Raw genomic sequence first — 14896 nt, 5'->3', positions numbered from 1 at the left:
GACGGGTTGGCTAAAACCAATAGCAACAACCATGCCAGAGCTTATGAGCAACGAGAATATCATTCAATCTTTTATCAGACAGTGATTTTATCCACAAGTTCCATGTCGTAATGTGTATAGATTACGCACAAAATGTGACATCACAATGAATACGCTGGGAAGAGATAACAGGGACTCTTTCCCTGCAGAGCGAACTACTCAGTGCAGGGAAAGATTATACCAGAGATTTTTTAATCGGGGGTAAAGTGGCGTAAATGTTGAACCGTGGCAAGCCAGGCTGCCACCCAGCCAATCATCGAGCACACCAGCAGTAATAACAGGCATTCATCGAATGATAAGCCGTTGATATCAAACTTAGTTCCAAAAACCTGCGCCACCTCAGTAACCGCTGACGACAGGCGCATCACCAAAATTTCTGACAAAATCAGTGAAAGAAATGCGCCGGAAAAACCGAGCAGCGCACCGCCGTAGAGGAACGGACGCAGGATAAACCCATCCGTCGCGCCAATCAGTTTCTGCACGTTAATGGTATCGCGACGCGCAAAAATACTCAGCCGCACACTGTTACCGATGACGAGGAAGACCGCCGCTACCATCAGCACGCCAATCATCGCGGAGACGCGTCCGACAAGGCCCGTCAGCGCAGCCAGACGGGCAAACCAGCTGTCATCCATGCGCACTTCATCAATACCGTTGATTTGTGCGATACGGTCGCGCAGCGTGTTCAGCGACTCCGTGCCCTGGAAGTCCAGTTTCGGGATAACTACCGCCACGGCCGGTAGCGGGTTCTCTTCCAGCATATCCAGCGCGCCGCCAAAGCCGGACCAGTTACGGAATTCGCCCAGCGCGTCATCGCGGGAAAGATAATTCACTTTCTCCACGCCCTGCTCGGCCTGCAACTGACCAACCACCCGCGCCGCTGCATCATCATCCAGCGTTTTTTGCAGGTAAACGGTGATCTGCGGAGAAGGATAATACTGGCTTGCCGCATGGTCGACGTTCTTATAAACCATGTAGCATACGCTTGGCAGCGTCAGGGAGATGGCAATAACCATCACCGTCAGGAACGTCGCCAGCGGCTTGCTTTTCAGGTCCTGTAACGCGCCCTGGAACGCGTAGCGTACCTGCTCGTTAAAGACATTGGTTTTACGCGAGTTCGGCTTTGGCGCGGCTTTCGCCCGCTTTGGCGCGTTACGACCGCCATCTCCCGGCGCGCCGCCCGATTTACGGAAGCGATCCAGTCGGCCACCGAACTGTTTGATTTGATTAATAGCGTCACGTCTATTCATGGGCCAGGCCTCCATGCAGATGTCCATCGCTCAGAACCATTTGGCGATAGGAGCGACGGGAGATCAGGCCAATATCGTGCGTGGCCATTAATACCGTGACCCCGACGCGGTTAAACTCTTCAAACAGGCGAAGGATCCCTTCCGACAACGCGTCATCCAGGTTCCCCGTAGGTTCATCCGCCAGCAATACCGCAGGTTTGTTCACTACCGCACGGGCGATGCCCACGCGCTGTTGTTCACCGCCGGAGAGCTGAATAGGGAAGTTTTTCGCTTTGTCCAACAGTCCGACCTTATCCAGCGCCGCTGACACGCGACGACGAATATCGTCCCCGCTGGCACCCGCGATGATCAGCGGGATTGCCACGTTGTCAAACACGGTTCTGTCCATCAACAGGTGGTGATCCTGAAAAATCATGCCAATCTGACGACGCAGAAACGGCACTTCACGGTTTTTCAAACGGCTGATGTCATGTCCGCTGAAGTAGATTTTCCCGGCGCTGGGCCGTTCAATTCCACAAATCAGCTTCAGCAGGGTACTTTTCCCCGCGCCGGAGTGGCCGGTCAGAAATGCCATCTCGCCAGGCTGCATATGGAAGGTAACTCCCTGCAGCGCTTGTCTCCCACCGAGATAGGCCTTGCTGACATGTTCAAAGCGAATCATTGTTAATCCTCTCGGGCAAAAAGTGCCTCTATAAAATCGTCCGCTTTAAACGGACGTAAATCCTCGATACGTTCGCCCACACCGATATAGCGGATAGGGATGCCAAACTGATCGGCAACCGAGAAGATGACCCCGCCCTTCGCTGTACCGTCCAGCTTAGTCAGGGTGATACCGGTTAAGCCCACGGCTTCATGGAACAGTTTGGCCTGGCTTATCGCATTCTGCCCGGTGCTGGCGTCGATAGTCAGCATAACTTCATGCGGCGCATCTTCGTCGAGCTTCTTCATGACGCGAACGATTTTTTTCAATTCTTCCATCAGGTGCGATTTGTTCTGCAAACGCCCTGCGGTATCAGCGATCAGCACATCTACATTACGCGCCTTCGCCGCCTGGATAGCATCAAAGATGACGGACGCGGAATCCGCGCCGGTATGCTGAGCAATCACCGGGATGTTGTTACGCTGACCCCAGACCTGCAGCTGCTCTACCGCCGCCGCACGGAAGGTATCGCCTGCCGCCAGCATCACCGATTTACCCTGCTGCTCAAACTGACGCGCCAGCTTTCCGATAGTGGTGGTTTTACCCACGCCGTTGACGCCAACCATTAAGATAACAAACGGCGTCTTGCCATCAACATTCAGCGGTTCTTCCACCTTCGCCAGAATCTCGCCCATCTCTTCTTTCAGCAGGCCGTACAGCGCTTCCGCGTCTTTGAGCTGCTTACGGCTGGCACCTTCCGTCAGATTCGCAATAATCTTGCGGGTCGTTTCTACGCCCACGTCGGCGATCAGCAGTTGTTCTTCCAGCTCTTCAAACAGATCATCGTCGATCTTTTTACCACGGAACAGACTGATAAATCCGGAACCAAGGTTTTCTTTTGTTTTCAGGAGGCTGCGTTTCAGACGCGCAAAGAAACCTTCTTTCGTTGGTTTTTCCTGCTCCTGGACTCCCTCTTCTTCTGTCGGTGCTTCTACGGCAGGTTCTTCTACCGGCACCACCATCACGGCTTCTTCAGCTGCCTCAGCAGCCAGCGCCTGCGCTTCCAGCTCTTCATCAGTCAGGTGCGGTTCGTTTTCGGCTTCTTCTTCAACCGCCTCAACGATTTCCACGGTTTCCGCTTCGGCCTGCCACTCTTCGGCAGAAACCTCTTCGGTTTTCACCTCTTCCGGCAGCGGCAATTCTTCGCGTTCGATAACCGTCGCTGCTGGCGTTTCCACAACGGGTTCTGCTGCAGGTTCAGCAACCCGCTCAATCTCCGGCTGCGATTGTTCGGCAACAGGTTCTGCTTCCGGCTGCAGTTTTTCGATTTCCGCAACCTGTTCAGTCACTTCAACAACTTCAGCTGCAAAAGCTTCCGTTTCCGCCTCGCTACGGGTTTCCTCGGCGCGCGGCGGTTCGTCAACGACGGTAGTTTCTTCAGCAACCGGTTGTTGTTCTTCGTTTTTTAATTCTGTCTCGTTTTCCGGTGCCTGCTCTTTTTGACCAAAGCCCAGCCAGGAAAAAAAGCCACGTTTTTTCTCTTTCGCCATTTGCGACTACACTCCCCCGCTGTTGCTTCATGGCACAGCGTCAACGCTATGTACATAGCAGCTAAAAAAATGATGAAATAGTCTATCACTTATACCCAATGAATTTCGAGTTACGTCAAGGCGGCAAGCGCACGAATCCCGATGAGCTTACTTTTAGTAAGTGATTCGGGTGAGTAAGTGCAGTCAACGAAGAGGTAACTTGAAAGGCGACGGGTTAACTTAACTCACATCACCGCCTGGAATGACACGTCAGCAGCGGATTGAGCAATAATTGAAATGAAAAAACCGAATCACTCTGGTAGCGGCCAGATCCGCATTATTGGCGGCCAATGGCGTGGCCGTAAACTCCCGGTTCCGGATAGTCCCGGTCTGCGCCCAACCACCGACCGCGTACGCGAAACCTTATTTAACTGGCTGGCCCCGGTAATGGTCGATGCTCACTGCCTGGACTGCTTCGCCGGCAGCGGCGCGCTGGGGCTAGAAGCCCTCTCTCGCTATGCGGCAAATGCGACGCTTCTGGAAATGGATCGCGCGGTATCACAGCAGCTACAAAACAATCTCGCCACGCTGAAAGCCCCCCATGCCCGGGTCGTCAACACCAATACCCTGACATTTTTGGCCCAGACGGGTACGCCGCATAACGTGGTGTTTGTTGACCCGCCGTTTCGCAAAGGATTACTGGAAGAAACATTAACTCTTCTGGAAACTCATGGCTGGCTGGCAAATGAAGCGTATATTTACGTTGAAAGCGAAGTAGAAAACGGTTTGCCGCCGGTTCCGGTGAACTGGTCGCTGTACCGCGAAAAAGTCGCCGGACAGGTCGCCTATCGCCTTTACCAACGTGAAGCACGAGGAGAACACGATGCTGATTAACCTGGGACGCCTGCTGATGTTGTGCGTCTGGGCATTTTTACTACTCAATATTTTCCAACCCTTTCCACGCCCGCTTAACATCTTCGTTAACGTCGCACTGATTTTTATGGTGCTAATGCACGGCATGCAACTGGCGCTGTTAAAAAGCACCATGCCTAAAGATGGCCCGCAGATGACCCGCGGAGAGAAAATCCGTATTTTTCTGTTCGGCGTCTTTGAGTTACTGGTTTGGCAGAAGAAGATTAAAGATCAGTTGAAAAAGTAACTGTGATCTTTTCGCCCGGCGGCGCTTAGCAGGCCGGGGCGACAAAATCTCCAGGCCGGACAAAGCGTAAGCCGCCATCCGGCATCAGTCAGATGAAACCTTGGCGTTCACTGTAAAATCAACAAAACGCGAACCTTTGTAACTCAGCGTTCCCTTATCCCCGACCGTTAACGCATGGTACTGCTGGGCATCCAGACGAAACGTCTGCTCGAAGCCGCCACTTTGTGGCTTAAAACTGACTTCATAGCGCATGCTGGTCCCCGCCGGGCTCACTTCCTGCTGGCGGGATCGCCGATCGTTAAGCGGTTTTTCCCGTTTGTTACTCACCACCACCTGCTTTTGCACTAACGGCGCAGTATCATTATCGGCTTTTTCACGCCGCTGCTGAACGAAGCGAAACGACGCAGCAACAACGATTAATACAATGATAACAATGAAAAAAAGTGGTGGTTTGCTCATATTATTAACCCATCAGAAAATGCGGAAATAAGCATACATTGCCTGTTATGGTGTTGTCATCTGGCAGTGTCGACCTCTACACTGAACAGTAGAGCCGTGAGCACCCCGCTTACGAAAAAATAACGAATTCAAGGAACTAAGATGCTTTGGTCGTTTATCGCTGTCTGCCTTTCCGCATGGTTGTTCGTGGATGCTTCCTATCGTGGGCCCGCCTGGCAACGCTGGGTCTTTAAACCCCTAACCTTACTCCTGCTGGCGCTGCTGGCCTGGCAGGCGCCAATGTTTAATGCTGTCAGCTATCTGGTGCTGGCTGGCCTGCTTGCCTCGCTGCTGGGCGATGCGCTGACGCTGTTACCGCGCCAACGCCTTTTGTATGCCGTGGGGGCATTCTTCCTGTCGCATCTGCTGTATACCATTTACTTCGCCAGCCAAATGACGCTGTCGTTCTTCTGGCCTTTGCCGTTGGTGCTGGTGGTGCTGGGGGCGTTGCTGATTGCCGTGATCTGGACGCGTCTGGAAGAGCTACGCATCGCTATCTGTACCTTTATTGGTATCACGCTGATGATGGTCTGGATGGCTGGTGAGCTGTGGTTCTTCCGCCCGACCGCTCCGGCGCTGTCGGCCTTTATGGGCGCATCACTCCTGTTCATCGGCAACATTGTCTGGCTGGGTAGCCATTACCGTCGCCGCTTCCGCGCCGATAACGCAATTGCTGCCGCCTGCTACTTCGCCGGACATTTCCTGATTGTTCGTTCGTTGTATCTTTAAAACGCTTGACTCTGGAGTCGACTCCAGAGTGTATCCTCCGGTTAATATGAAATGATTATCAACCGGAGGATGCCATGTCGACACCCGATTCCAGTGGCAAAAAAGCCCCACAATTTTCTTCTTTCAAGCTAGCGCCTGCGCCACAAAAGACTGACGACTGCTGCTGCGAAGGAAGTTGCGCCACCCCACCACCCGTATCCGGTACCGTAATGGGTACCCGCTACTCCTGGAAAGTGGCAGGCATGGACTGTGCAGCCTGCGCCCGAAAAGTGGAGAATGCGGTCCGCCAGGTCAACGGCGTCAACCAGGTCCAGGTTCTGTTCGCCACCGAAAAACTGGTAGTCGACGCGGGTTCCGATATCCGCCTGCAAGTTGAAAGCGCAGTGCAAAAGGCAGGCTATACCCTGCGCGATGAGCAAGCGCCAGACGCCGCCCCCGAGTCGCGGTTTAAAGAGAACCTGCCGCTGATTTCGCTGATTATCATGATGGCGATTAGCTGGGGGCTGGAGCAGTTCAATCACCCCTTTGGCCAGATAGCATTTATCGCCACCACTCTGGTAGGTCTGTATCCCATTGCCCGTCAGGCCCTGCGTCTGATGAAAACCGGCAGCTACTTTGCCATTGAAACGTTGATGAGCGTGGCCGCCATTGGCGCACTGTTTATCGGCGCGACGGCAGAAGCCGCCATGGTGCTGCTGCTGTTTTTAATTGGCGAACGCCTGGAAGGATGGGCCGCCAGCCGCGCACGTAAAGGGGTCAGCGCACTGATGGCGCTCAAGCCGGAAACCGCCACGCGCCTGCGTAACGGCGAGCGCGAAGAGGTTGCTATCAATACTCTCCAGCCAGGCGATGTTATCGAGGTTGCCGCGGGTGGGCGTTTACCTGCCGATGGCAAGCTGGTCTCCGGGTTTGCCAGCTTTGATGAAAGCGCCCTGACCGGCGAATCGATACCGGTTGAGCGCGCCACCGGCGAGAAAGTCCCGGCGGGCGCCACCAGCGTGGACCGTCTGGTAACGCTGGAAGTACTCTCCGAACCGGGTGCCAGCGCCATTGACCGTATTCTGAAATTGATTGAAGAAGCGGAAGAACGCCGCGCCCCCATTGAGCGCTTTATTGACCGTTTCAGCCGGATTTACACCCCAGCCATTATGGCGGTTGCGTTGTTGGTCACCCTTGTACCACCGCTGCTGTTTGCCGCATCCTGGCAGGAGTGGATTTATAAGGGGCTGACGCTGCTGCTGATTGGCTGCCCATGTGCGCTGGTGATTTCCACACCCGCAGCCATTACCTCTGGCCTTGCCGCCGCGGCGCGTCGTGGCGCGTTAATCAAAGGCGGGGCCGCGCTGGAGCAGTTGGGTAGGATAACGCAGGTCGCGTTTGATAAAACCGGCACCCTGACCGTCGGTAAACCGCGCGTCACGGCGATTCACCCGGCAAGCGGTATTGGCGAGGCAGAACTGCTGGCGCTGGCGGCAGCAGTAGAGCAAGGCGCGACGCACCCGCTGGCGCAGGCGATTGTTCGGGAAGCCCAAACGCGCGAACTGACTATCCCTGTCGCAAAAGATCAGCGGGCGCTGGTTGGCTCTGGCATTGAAGCACTGGTCAACGGCGAACGCGTGCTGATTTGCGCCGCCGGTAAGCAGCCTGCCGATGCTTTTGCCGGGCAGATAAGCGAGCTGGAAAGCGCGGGTCAAACGGTGGTGCTGGTGCTGCGTAACGATGCCGTTCTCGGCGTGCTGGCTCTACAGGACACGCTGCGCGACGACGCCCGAAGCGCCATCAGCGAGCTTAATCAGATTGGCGTGAAAGGGGTGATCCTGACGGGTGATAACCCGCGAGCGGCAGCAGCTATTGCCAGTGAATTGGGTCTCGAATTCAAAGCGGGTCTATTACCGGAAGATAAAGTACAGGCCGTTACCCATCTTAACCAACAGTCGCCGCTGGCGATGGTCGGCGATGGCATCAACGATGCTCCGGCAATGAAAGCAGCCACCATTGGCATTGCGATGGGAAGCGGTACCGATGTCGCGCTGGAAACCGCCGATGCCGCCCTGACCCACAACCGCCTGCGTGGTCTGGTGCAAATGATTCAGTTAGCCCGTGCCACCCACGCCAATATTCGCCAGAACATTGCGATTGCGCTAGGCCTGAAGGGGATTTTTCTCGTCACCACGCTGCTCGGAATAACCGGACTGTGGCTGGCGGTGCTGGCAGATACGGGGGCGACGGTACTGGTGACCGCTAACGCGCTGCGGTTACTACGTAAAGGATAATGCGTCTGTGCCGGACGGCTGTTGCATTAGCGCCATCCGGCTAAGATTACTGGCCTTTGCGCACCAGATAGCGGTACGGCAGAGAGTCGGTCTCTTTTGCCACCAGCTCATGCTCCATAAAGGTACAGAAGCCGGGAATGTCACGGGTTGTCGCCGGATCGTCGGCGACAATCAGCAGCGTTTCACCCGCCTGCATGCCGCGCACGGTTTTACGCACCATCATTACGGGTTCCGGGCAGCGCAGCCCCTGGGCATCAAGAGTATGGTCGGGAGAGGTAAACAGATCGCTCATCGTAGTCTCGTTCATTCAAAAACGGCGTTATTTTACGCTCTGTTGTGGCGTAAGCCAATCAGGTTAACGATTGCGTGAAAAACAACCATTGCAATGTGCTCTTAAAACAGTATCATGCGACGGTTTTTTATTGGGTTCCCTCACCCCATCCAACAAAAAGGTCACAATATGACTCCGTTTACACAATCTCAACGCGTAAAAGCGTTGTTTTGGCTATCGCTATTTCATCTGCTGGTGATCACCTCCAGCAACTATCTGGTGCAGCTACCGATCTCCATTTTTGGTTTCCATACCACATGGGGCGCTTTCAGCTTTCCGTTTATTTTCCTCGCGACCGATCTGACCGTGCGTATTTTTGGCGCACCGTTGGCACGACGTATCATCTTTGCGGTAATGATCCCCGCGCTGCTGATCTCCTATGTCGTTTCATCACTGTTCTATATGGGATCGTGGCAGGGATTCGGCGCACTGCTGCACTTTAATCTGTTTGTCGCCCGTATCGCCGCCGCCAGCTTTATGGCTTACGCGCTGGGTCAAATTCTGGATGTGCATGTCTTTAACCGCCTGCGTCAGAATCGTCGCTGGTGGCTGGCACCAACGGCCTCCACGCTGTTTGGCAACATCAGCGATACGTTAGCCTTCTTCTTTATCGCTTTCTGGCGCAGCCCAGATGCCTTTATGGCCGAGCACTGGATGGAAATCGCGCTGGTCGACTACTGCTTCAAAGTGCTGATCAGCATTATTTTCTTCCTGCCGATGTACGGCGTGCTGCTGAATATGTTACTGAAAAGGCTGGCAGATAAATCCGAAATCTCTGCATTGCAGACGAGTTAAAGGTTCATTTTCCGAGTTGTGATAAGATGGACGAATGAGCCGTTATGGCCGTTTATCGAAAGGAAGAAGTCAATGCGCAATCTGGTTAAATATGTCGGTATTGGCCTGCTGGTTATGGGGCTTGCGGCCTGTGATAATAGCGATACAAAAGCGCCAGCAGAGGGTGCTGCCGCAGAAAGTAGCGCCACCGGACAACCGGTCAGCCTGTTGGACGGTAAACTCAGTTTTTCCCTGCCAGCGGATATGACCGATCAGAGCGGCAAACTGGGCACCCAGGCGAACAATATGCACGTTTATTCTGACGCAACCGGCCAGAAAGCGGTGATTGTGATTGTTGGCGACAATACCAACGAAGACCTGGCTGTGCTGGCAAAACGCCTGGAAGATCAGCAGCGTAGCCGCGACCCGCAGTTGCAGGTCGTCACCAATAAATCTATTGAGCTGAAAGGCCACACGCTGCAGCAGTTAGACAGCATCATCTCGGCCAAAGGCCAGACCGCTTACTCTTCCGTGGTGTTGGGTAAAGTCGATAACCAACTGCTGACTCTGCAAATCACGCTGCCTGCTGACGATCAGCAAAAAGCGCAGACTACCGCAGAAAACATCATTAACACGCTGGTTATCCAGTAACGGTTAAGACGATGACTCGGCCTCCGGTGACACCACCTGAGGCCGTTTTTTTAATCGCCAGGTCAGCAATAACGCCACCGCCACCAGCCCTGCCGCCGCCAGATAGATAACCGGCACGCCCGCCCACGTCATGACCAGCCCGGCCAGCGGCCCCGTAACTCCCAGTGATAAATCCATAAACACCGTATACGTCGCCAGCGCAGCGCCCTGATTTTGCTGCGGGACGGCTTTTACCGCCACCACGCCCAGCGCCGGGAACACCAGCGAGAACCCTGCACCGGCCAGCAGGACGCCGCTTTTCGCCATCCACGGCATGGAAGCCATCCCCACCAGCAGCAACCCAACAATCTCGACGCTAAAGCAGATCATCGCCACATTTAGTCCACCTAAACGGTTGATACCATTTGGGAATAACAAGCGGGTCCCCACAAACGTGCAGCTAAAAAGCGTCAGCGCGAAAGCGGCACCGTCCCAGCCTTTGGCATCATAAAACAGGGTAATGAAAGTGGCGATCACTCCAAATCCGGCTGAGGCCAGGGCCAGCGCCATGCCGTACAACCAGACACGCCCAAGCACCGCGCGAAACGGCAACGGTTTGCCTTTGCTGGCCTTCACCGCCGGACGAGGGAGCGCCAGCAGTATTGCCAACAGCGCCACGCCCATCACGGTCAGCGCCAGTCCCTGTAAGCCACCCCAGGCATAAAACAGAACGCCCAGCGGAGCGCCTATCGCCATCGCGCCATAGGTCACGATGCCGTTCCACGAAATCACCCGTCCGATATGCATTGAACCAACGACCCCAACCCCCCACAGCGTAGAGCCAGTCCCGGCAAAGCTTTGCCCGATCCCTAGAATCACGCGCCCCAGGCATAACAGCAGCAGGCTGGCCAGCGGCCAGCCATTCGTGAAGCCCGCCAGGAAGTAGCCCAGACCACTTAAAAAACAGCCACACAGTCCGAATACCACAATCTTCTTTGGCCCCAGCAGGTCGGCATAGCGACCTGCATGTGGACGGCTCAGCAGCGTAGCGAAATATTGCAGGCTGATGACCAGCCCTGCCCAAAAAGCACTAAATCCCATCACATCATGGACATAGCCTGGCAATACAGCGAGCGGCAGACCAATGGTCAGGTAGCTGGCGAAGTTAAACATCACCACAGAGACAATACGCAGATTAAGGCGTAAACCGCTAAGCGTCGGTTCAGCGACGGGTTCGGGCATGGAGGATCACCACGTTTTCACAACAGTGTTTCATTTCTACCATGTTGCCGGGCAGAAATCAGTAGTCAGTTTAGGAATATCAGTCGCAAGCCAGCCGCTACACTTAATGCAAAAACGCAAACAGGAAGACGACATGACAACCGCCCAGCCCGATAAAACGGGTTTGCACATTCTGCTCAAACTGGCCGCTCTGGTGGTGATCCTCGCGGGTATTCATGCCGCGGCGGATATCATCGTACAGCTTCTGCTGGCCCTTTTTTTTGCCATTGTATTGAATCCGCTGGTCACCTGGTTTATTCGCCGGGGTGTACGTCGGCCGGTCGCGATAACGTTAGTCGTGGTGGTAATGCTGATCGTTCTTACGGCGTTAATCGGCGTTCTGGCGTCATCCATTACTGAATTCATGGCCATGCTGCCAAAATACAACAAGGAGCTGACGCGCAAGGTTCTGTATCTGCAAGAGATGGTGCCTTTTCTGAATCTGCATATGTCCCCGGAGCGCATGCTGCAACGTATGGACTCCGACAAGCTGATGACCTTCACAACCACGCTGATGACAAGTCTTTCCGGTGCCATGGCCAGCGTCGTTCTGCTGGTGATGACGGTGGTCTTTATGTTGTTTGAGGTGCGTCATGTCCCCTATAAGCTGCGCTTTGCGCTGAACAACCCCCAAATCCATATTGCGGGGCTCCATCGGGCGCTGAAAGGTGTTTCTCACTATCTGGCGCTGAAAACGTTGCTCAGCTTATGGACCGGTGCCATCGTCTGGCTGGGACTGGCGCTAATGGGGATTCAGTTTGCTCTGATGTGGGGTGTGCTGGCATTCCTGCTAAACTACGTGCCCAACATTGGCTCGGTCATTTCCGCCGTTCCACCCATGATCCAGGCGCTGCTGTTCAACGGCGTTTACGAATGTGTGCTGGTTGGGGCGCTGTTTCTGGTGGTGCATATGGTAATTGGCAACATCCTCGAGCCCCGCATGATGGGGCACCGGCTGGGATTATCGACGCTAATCGTCTTTCTCTCTCTGTTGGTGTGGGGATGGCTGCTTGGTCCGGTAGGTATGCTGCTCTCCGTGCCGTTAACCAGCGTGTGTAAAATCTGGATGGAAACCACCACTGGCGGTAGCAAACTGGCAATTTTGCTGGGACCCGGCAGGCCCAAAACCCGATTACCTGGATAAACTTGCAAACAGCATGTATAGAATGGTAAACAACCCCATTATTACTAAAGGTTAGCCCTGATATGTACCGGATCGTTCTTGGGAAAGTTTCTGTTTTAAGCGCTGGCACACTGCCTGCCGCACTGCGTGAGCAGGCCCCGCAAGGCGCTCGTCGTGCGCGCTGGCTGGCAGGTCGCGTGCTGCTTTCCCATACTCTTTCGCCATTACCGGACATCGTCTACAGCGAGCAAGGAAAACCGGCCTTTTCCGCCGACACACCGCTGTGGTTCAATCTCAGCCACAGCGGTGATGATATTGCCCTGCTGCTCAGCGACGAAGGGGAAGTCGGCTGTGATATTGAAGTCGTTCGCCCGCGCGATAACTGGCAGACGCTGGCAAATACGGTGTTCAGTCTCAGGGAACATGCCGAAGTTGAGGCCGAACGCCCGGAGCAACAGCTGGCGGCGTTCTGGCGCATCTGGACGCGTAAAGAAGCTATCGTGAAACAGCGTGGCGGCAGCGCCTGGCAAATTGTCAGTGTCGACAGCACCGCGCTAACCTCCTCACTCTCAGTCAGCCAGTGCCAGCTCGATACCCTGAGCCTGGCGGTGTGTACGCCCACGCCGTTTACTCTGACCGCCGACGCCGTGCAGCGTCTGGAAGCCTTAGCGTAAATTTTCCGGGAAGTTTTCCGGCAATTCACTGGCCGCACAGGCAATAACGCTGTCATTATTCGCCCCACAGTCACGCACGAAGGTGATGGTCGCAAACTCGTCAATCACCTCAGTTGGATATGCCGGACCCGCATCGCGATATGACATCATCAGCGGAATATGGTCATTCTGGAAACAGACCGTTTTTTGCGGATTGTTAATCACCCAGCGTGGGAAAAAGATGGTGCCGTGAAAGAGTTTGTCGCCCAGATTTACGATCAGGCTGACGTCGGTCCCAGTCGGTTCGGTCCATGAAATTTTATAAACACTCTCGCCAACCCGCACAATGTACGCCCGCTGATCCTTCACCCAACGATTCCCCACAATGCCGCTGTGAATACGGTAATCCAGAGTGGTGTCGTTTTTCACGTAGATCTCGTAATTCCAGCCATTATCGTAGGTATAGACCAGATGTTTGCCGACAAAGCCGCTCAAATCATGTTTATCAAAAGTGCTCATATTCGTTCTCCTCTTACTTGATGCGAGGATCTTACCGCTTCAAAAATTGGATAAATAACGCTATGTTTACATCATATTCATTCAATTTTTAGATGAGTTATGCACAAGACAACGCTGGAGCAATGGGCCTTACTGGAGAAAGTGGTGGAGCTGGGCAGCTTTGCTAAAGCTGCGGAAGAGACCAACCGTAGCCAGTCTTCGGTGAGCTACAATCTGGCGCTACTGCAGGAGCGGCTTGGCGTGACGCTGCTGACGCCGGAAGGTCGCAGGGCGGTATTAACCCCTGCGGGAGAGCTACTGTTGGGCCAGGTCAAACCGTTACTGAAGGCCTTTTTATGGGTGGAAACCCGGGCAGCAACGTTGCAAAACGGCACGCGAACGCGGCTGGATTTCATGGTAGATAGCATCTTCCCACGCAAACGCCTGTTCGCGATCCTCAAGCAGTTTCAGCTGGCGTGGCCGCAGACGCAGGTACGTTTGACCGAAGTGCTGGAGAATGGTGACGATCGACTGGCGGCGCATGCCGATGCGGACGTGATGGTCCTGACCCGACGCCAGGATATCACCGGCCGCGGCGAATGGCTGATGAATATTGACTTCGTGGCCGTTGCCCACCGCGATCACCCGCTCTGCATGCTGGATGCGCCGCTGGATGAAGACGCGTTACGCGCGTGGCCGCTGATTCGCATTGCCGATCGCGACAACCCGCAGCAAGCGGTGCGCGATGCCTGGACCTTCTCGACCATTGATGCCGCGATTGAGGCGGTGATGTATCAGGTCGGTTACGGCTGGTTGCCTGAGGAGCGAATTCAGCAGCAGCTTGAGCAGGGGCTATTACGACCGCTGCCGTTAAGCCATGGCGCTCGCCGTGCCACCCCGCTGCATCTGATCGTCAAAGACACGCTCGCGCCGCTGGATGAACAGGTAACAACCCTGCTGCGTTTATTGCGAGAGCATTAACCTTTTCCCCGGATGCCGGACGTGTGTTACAAAATACGCTATTCCCCTTACTCCCTGTGCGCCCACGCGCCACATGAAAGGTTAATTGCAGATGCAACGAGTCACCATTACCCTCGATGACGATTTACTGGAAACGCTCGACAGCCTGAGCCAGCGCCGTGGCTATAACAACCGTTCCGAAGCGATCCGCGATATTCTGCGCGGCGCACTGGCGCAGGAAACCACCCAGGAGCACGGCACTCAGGGATTCGCAGTGCTCTCGTATGTTTATGAGCATGAGAAGCGTGACCTGGCGAGCCGTATTGTTTCCACCCAACATCACCACCACGATTTATCAGTCGCCACGCTGCACGTGCACATCAACCATGACGACTGTCTGGAAATCGCTGTGCTAAAAGGTGACATGGGCGATGTGCAGCATTTTGCCGATGACGTGATTTCCCAGCGCGGCGTGCGCCACGGTCATCTGCAGTGCCTGCCGAAAGAAGAGTAATTGCTTGTTTTGTTG

At 54.7% G+C, this 14896-nt stretch carries 17 protein-coding genes and 1 pseudogene; 11 read left to right on the top strand and 7 right to left on the bottom strand.

Annotated elements, in window-relative coordinates:
* Nucleotides 1-230: 230 nt before the first annotated feature.
* The 3 genes from ftsX to ftsY are packed head-to-tail and all read right to left on the bottom strand — an operon-like array spanning nt 231 to nt 3479.
* A complete protein-coding gene (gene ftsX, locus HV243_RS01285) occupies nt 231-1289 on the bottom strand; it encodes a permease-like cell division protein FtsX (RefSeq protein WP_016154839.1) in 1059 nt (352 codons plus the stop codon).
* Nucleotides 1282-1950, bottom strand: a complete 669-nt coding sequence (ftsE, locus tag HV243_RS01280) for a cell division ATP-binding protein FtsE (RefSeq protein ID WP_003023420.1) — start codon at nt 1948-1950, stop codon at nt 1282-1284. Before ftsE ends, ftsX begins: the two co-directional genes overlap by 8 nt.
* A gap of 2 nt (nt 1951-1952) precedes the next feature.
* On the bottom strand, nt 1953-3479 hold the full coding sequence (gene ftsY, locus HV243_RS01275; protein WP_053389197.1) for a signal recognition particle-docking protein FtsY: 1527 nt from the start codon (nt 3477-3479) through the stop codon (nt 1953-1955).
* Between the two features lie 276 nt (nt 3480-3755).
* Between ftsY and rsmD the strand changes: the two genes are divergently transcribed.
* Together rsmD and HV243_RS01265 are read left to right on the top strand one after the other, a co-directional pair.
* The gene (gene rsmD / locus HV243_RS01270; protein ID WP_016157666.1) at nt 3756-4352 is read left to right on the top strand and encodes a 16S rRNA (guanine(966)-N(2))-methyltransferase; all 597 of its coding nucleotides are present in this window, start codon (nt 3756-3758) and stop codon (nt 4350-4352) included.
* A complete protein-coding gene (locus tag HV243_RS01265) occupies nt 4342-4617 on the top strand; it encodes a DUF1145 family protein (protein WP_016154842.1) in 276 nt (91 codons plus the stop codon). The genes rsmD and HV243_RS01265 overlap by 11 nt, the downstream gene beginning before the upstream one ends.
* 84 nt (nt 4618-4701) lie before the next feature.
* On the opposite strand, the gene HV243_RS01260 is transcribed toward HV243_RS01265, so the two are convergent.
* Nucleotides 4702-5076 carry a DUF2500 domain-containing protein gene (locus tag HV243_RS01260; RefSeq protein ID WP_016154843.1) on the bottom strand — a complete coding sequence of 125 codons (375 nt, stop codon included), beginning with the start codon at nt 5074-5076 and terminating at the stop codon, nt 4702-4704.
* A 141-nt stretch (nt 5077-5217) separates the two neighbouring features.
* Here HV243_RS01260 and HV243_RS01255 point away from each other — a divergent pair, with 141 nt between their 5' ends.
* Together HV243_RS01255 and zntA are read left to right on the top strand one after the other, a co-directional pair.
* On the top strand, nt 5218-5844 hold the full coding sequence (locus HV243_RS01255) for a lysoplasmalogenase (protein WP_016154844.1): 627 nt from the start codon (nt 5218-5220) through the stop codon (nt 5842-5844).
* Nucleotides 5845-5918: 74 nt separating this feature from the next.
* Nucleotides 5919-8117, top strand: coding sequence for a Zn(II)/Cd(II)/Pb(II) translocating P-type ATPase ZntA (gene zntA / locus HV243_RS01250; protein ID WP_053389198.1), 2199 nt, complete (start codon nt 5919-5921; stop codon nt 8115-8117).
* 46 nt (nt 8118-8163) lie between these two features.
* Here the strand turns inward: zntA and tusA are convergent, their stop codons facing one another.
* Entirely contained in the window at nt 8164-8409 is a 246-nt protein-coding gene (gene tusA / locus HV243_RS01245; protein WP_003827551.1) for a sulfurtransferase TusA, read from the bottom strand.
* A gap of 168 nt (nt 8410-8577) precedes the next feature.
* Between tusA and HV243_RS01240 the strand changes: the two genes are divergently transcribed.
* Together HV243_RS01240 and HV243_RS01235 are read left to right on the top strand one after the other, a co-directional pair.
* Complete coding sequence (locus HV243_RS01240) at nt 8578-9243, top strand: 7-cyano-7-deazaguanine/7-aminomethyl-7-deazaguanine transporter (protein WP_019078120.1); 666 nt, start codon at nt 8578-8580, stop codon at nt 9241-9243.
* A 72-nt stretch (nt 9244-9315) separates the two neighbouring features.
* On the top strand, nt 9316-9873 hold the full coding sequence (locus HV243_RS01235; protein WP_016154847.1) for a DcrB family lipoprotein: 558 nt from the start codon (nt 9316-9318) through the stop codon (nt 9871-9873).
* A 3-nt stretch (nt 9874-9876) separates the two neighbouring features.
* Here the strand turns inward: HV243_RS01235 and HV243_RS01230 are convergent, their stop codons facing one another.
* The gene (locus HV243_RS01230; protein WP_047358184.1) at nt 9877-11094 is read right to left on the bottom strand and encodes an MFS transporter; all 1218 of its coding nucleotides are present in this window, start codon (nt 11092-11094) and stop codon (nt 9877-9879) included.
* Between the two features lie 133 nt (nt 11095-11227).
* Here HV243_RS01230 and HV243_RS01225 point away from each other — a divergent pair, with 133 nt between their 5' ends.
* Complete coding sequence (locus HV243_RS01225) at nt 11228-12277, top strand: AI-2E family transporter (protein WP_047358185.1); 1050 nt, start codon at nt 11228-11230, stop codon at nt 12275-12277.
* A gap of 62 nt (nt 12278-12339) precedes the next feature.
* Nucleotides 12340-12930 (top strand): 4'-phosphopantetheinyl transferase AcpT, encoded by a 591-nt coding sequence (acpT, locus tag HV243_RS01220; protein ID WP_046274499.1) that lies wholly within the window; start codon nt 12340-12342, stop codon nt 12928-12930.
* Here the strand turns inward: acpT and HV243_RS01215 are convergent.
* Nucleotides 12922-13428: a phenolic acid decarboxylase gene (locus HV243_RS01215; protein WP_016157682.1), complete on the bottom strand. Its 507-nt coding sequence runs from the start codon at nt 13426-13428 to the stop codon at nt 12922-12924. The two genes, acpT and HV243_RS01215, sit on opposite strands and share 9 nt — an antisense overlap.
* A gap of 99 nt (nt 13429-13527) precedes the next feature.
* On the opposite strand from HV243_RS01215, the gene HV243_RS01210 reads away from it, so the two are divergent.
* The 3 genes and pseudogenes from HV243_RS01210 (at nt 13528) to nikR (ending at nt 14881) form a co-directional block, all read left to right on the top strand.
* A complete protein-coding gene (locus HV243_RS01210; protein ID WP_053389199.1) occupies nt 13528-14388 on the top strand; it encodes a LysR family transcriptional regulator in 861 nt (286 codons plus the stop codon).
* Nucleotides 14385-14465, top strand: a pseudogene (gene nikE, locus HV243_RS25440) (nickel import ATP-binding protein NikE); the annotation flags it as partial. The gene HV243_RS01210 and the pseudogene nikE, both read left to right, overlap by 4 nt.
* A gap of 14 nt (nt 14466-14479) precedes the next feature.
* Nucleotides 14480-14881, top strand: a complete 402-nt coding sequence (gene nikR, locus HV243_RS01205) for a nickel-responsive transcriptional regulator NikR (RefSeq protein WP_005121550.1) — start codon at nt 14480-14482, stop codon at nt 14879-14881.
* Nucleotides 14882-14896 lie beyond the last annotated feature (15 nt).

The sequence above is a fragment of the Citrobacter sp. RHBSTW-00599 genome, from assembly GCF_013784065.1.
GTDB lineage: Bacteria > Pseudomonadota > Gammaproteobacteria > Enterobacterales > Enterobacteriaceae > Citrobacter > Citrobacter braakii.
This window is presented reverse-complemented; position numbering and strand designations above follow the sequence as displayed.